Raw genomic sequence first — 2,728 nt, forward strand, 5'->3', positions numbered from 1 at the left:
ATCGGCACAAGCAATTGATTGTTTCATAAAATGACTATTCAACAACTATTAGACAAAATAAGGGAGTTTGCTACTAATAATTACTGCTCTTGCGAGGGGCGGATTCACGACCCTGAGAACTTGATGGAAAAACTTTTACAGGAATGTGAGAAGTGGGAAAAGGAGGTGAAAGAAAATGACTAACCAAAAAGAAATAAAAAAAGCCTACCAAGACATCTTGGCGGTTTGTGAAAAGTATTCCAATTTAAGTAATAGCGATTATGCGTTAAATGACATACAGGAAATGGCCGAGAAAGCAAAAAACCATTTGCTCGTCGTTGAATGGCAGGAAAAATATGGTATTGAGTTAAGCCACGACGCAAGGCCATTCACTACCGACTTTATGAGAATTAACGATTATGTGAGATTTTGCTACTTTGGCGATGCGGCAGGAGACAAGGCCAAACACACGGGGCGTTCCATTACTTGGAGCGATGACGGTAGGCAACCAAAAAACGAATGGTTATTGGTTATCGGGTTTCCTACAGGGCCTTACATTTTCGGCGAAGACTACGACGAACAACGACAATTGTTTCAAGATTTCTTTGAAGAGCTAAAAAGCTACCACCCTGATTTCTCAGACACTCATAATAATGTGTTGTATTGGAAATTAGAAAACGCCAAAGATATTTATAAGGATTTTGACAAAATTCTTCAAAAATACGAAGACAGAAACCAAGCTGAACTAAAAGAAAGAAAGATAGCGGAACTTAAAAAAGAATTAGAAGAATTAGAAAAATAACTTTTAAAATTAGGTGGAGCGGTTGCGGAAAAGGTAGACGATATCAGGATGGAGTCCTTGAATACGATCCCGACGGTATTGCTAACGTGGCAACGCGAGAGAATATCGGGTGACTCTATGCAGGGTGCAAATCCTTGCCCGCTCCACTTAGTTTTAAATAAAATGACTAAACAGAGGAGAAGGCTTATTGTCTTCCTTTGAAGCCTATCGTTTTATCAGACGAACAATGATTAAATTCACCTCCTTAAAACATCATTACCGAGTGTCTATCTGGATTAGCAAGATTTCCCTCTGGTTTATCCTCCTCCTCTGCTTTGTCATCGGCGCTGTGATGGCCCTAAATCGGCTGAAAACCCCAAAGACGATAGTTAGTCCCGTCCCCGAAGAACCGAAGATTACCATTACCCCAACTCCAACTCTTTTCCCCGAAGCGGAAGCAGAAGAGAAGGCCCGGAAGGAAGGGAAGATTTTGGAAGGAGAGGCGACGATTTACACCGATACTATTGAAGGCTGTTTAGGTTGCAAGCCACATTACGATGAAAACGGCAAACTATATTTCATTATGGCTAATGGGGAAAGGCTTGACGTCAAGAGAAGAACCGTCGCCTGCGGGGTAGGCACTTCTTGTAAGGTTTTTCCTCTCGGGACAACGGTGGTTGTCCAGAATTTGGAGAACGGAATGTTTACCACGGCCGTAGTTACCGATACAGGCGGGTTTGGCAAGCTATACGGCAGGATTTTGGATATGACGCCGGCGGTAGCAAGCCGAATAAACTTGAAAGGAAAGGGACAGGTTAGAGTTTGGCCGATAGAGGAGGTGGAAAAATGAAAAAGAGTAAGAAAATAGAAAGATTAAGCCCGCCACGAGCAAATATTAAGGATGGAGTTTATGAGATTGAATTAGAGTGGTTATCAAAAGCAAGAAACAAGACAGAAAAAAAAATCTTAACAATGATTATTGACGAATTTAAGAGAGCGGATATTGCTCTGCCCATTGAAAGATGCTATTTTCTTAAAGATGCTATCGGAGATGAAATTAAGAAGTTGTTAGTAGAGTTGGGATTACCTGAAAAATACATTTGTCCCCGTTGTGGACAAGAAATGAAAGTAAAACCTAAAGGAGTAGTATGTCCTTGTTGTGGACTAAAAGGCGATTTTGAAGATTAAGGAGACAAAAAATGAAAATCATCATCACAAAAGACGATGCCTTAGAGGCGTGGAATAACCCTGAAACGAAAGCACTTTTTAAAATTGTTTTTGGTAATGATAATTTTGATAACTATTGGAAAGAGTGCGAAAAATTCAACAGCATGACCGAAGAAGAGCAAGAGATGTATAAAGAAGATGCGATAGAAAAGTTAGCGAAAAGTTTCACTGATTATAAAAAATGGGGGCGAGAAAAAAAGAGATAAATTGGTTATTTAGGGGACAGTGCACACGGGGGAGGAAGGGTTTTGTCCACCGCCAAGCGTGCATATGTTTAGCGACATAAAATGCTTGTTTGGGACTGCCCCCTTAGTAACCAAAATAAAAAAGAGAGGAGGTGAAATAAAAAATGACTAAAACAATCAAACTAAGTAAGAATTTTGAAAAAGCCATTGACAGCTTAAACCGGATAGAAAAGCTATCAAAAGAATTTGGGGGTATATTTAGTGAGCTTACCGAGGAAGAAAAAGACTTGGTTGGAGGCTTGGTTATTGGCGTTTACTCGCCAATAAAAGGAGCCCCAAAATTCCAAGCAGTGAGTGGCAGTAGGGTATATTGCGAAGGGCTTATTGGTGATATAAGTAATGAGATAAAGAAACGAGGAGGCAAAGTCCCCAGTTTGGCTGAGATGCTAGAAGAATGGGAAACTGAGCAACAAAATAAATAGAAAGGAGGTGAAAATGAAAAAAGAAAAAGCAATGAGCTTTCAAGACAAGTTAGAACTTATTCAATCGGCTTGCC

5 protein-coding genes are annotated in these 2,728 nt (G+C 40.1%); all 5 read left to right on the top strand.

Annotation, left to right across the window (positions count from 1 at the left end):
- The first annotated feature begins 175 nt into the window (after nucleotides 1-175).
- The 5 genes from PLK24_RS10360 (at nucleotide 176) to PLK24_RS10380 (ending at nucleotide 2,654) form a co-directional block, all read left to right on the top strand.
- On the top strand, nucleotides 176-781 hold the full coding sequence (locus PLK24_RS10360; RefSeq protein WP_324478870.1) for a hypothetical protein: 606 nt from the start codon (nucleotides 176-178) through the stop codon (nucleotides 779-781).
- Between the two features lie 187 nt (nucleotides 782-968).
- Nucleotides 969-1,610, top strand: coding sequence for a septal ring lytic transglycosylase RlpA family protein (locus PLK24_RS10365; RefSeq protein WP_324478872.1), 642 nt, complete (start codon nucleotides 969-971; stop codon nucleotides 1,608-1,610).
- On the top strand, nucleotides 1,607-1,948 hold the full coding sequence (locus PLK24_RS10370; protein ID WP_324478874.1) for a hypothetical protein: 342 nt from the start codon (nucleotides 1,607-1,609) through the stop codon (nucleotides 1,946-1,948). Before PLK24_RS10365 ends, PLK24_RS10370 begins: the two co-directional genes overlap by 4 nt.
- A gap of 11 nt (nucleotides 1,949-1,959) precedes the next feature.
- Nucleotides 1,960-2,193, top strand: a complete 234-nt coding sequence (locus PLK24_RS10375; protein WP_324478876.1) for a hypothetical protein — start codon at nucleotides 1,960-1,962, stop codon at nucleotides 2,191-2,193.
- Between the two features lie 143 nt (nucleotides 2,194-2,336).
- The gene (locus PLK24_RS10380; protein ID WP_324478878.1) at nucleotides 2,337-2,654 is read left to right on the top strand and encodes a hypothetical protein; all 318 of its coding nucleotides are present in this window, start codon (nucleotides 2,337-2,339) and stop codon (nucleotides 2,652-2,654) included.
- Nucleotides 2,655-2,728: the final 74 nt, after the last annotated feature.

This window comes from Atribacter sp. (assembly GCF_035418125.1).
Classification (GTDB): domain Bacteria; phylum Atribacterota; class Atribacteria; order Atribacterales; family Atribacteraceae; genus Atribacter; species Atribacter allofermentans.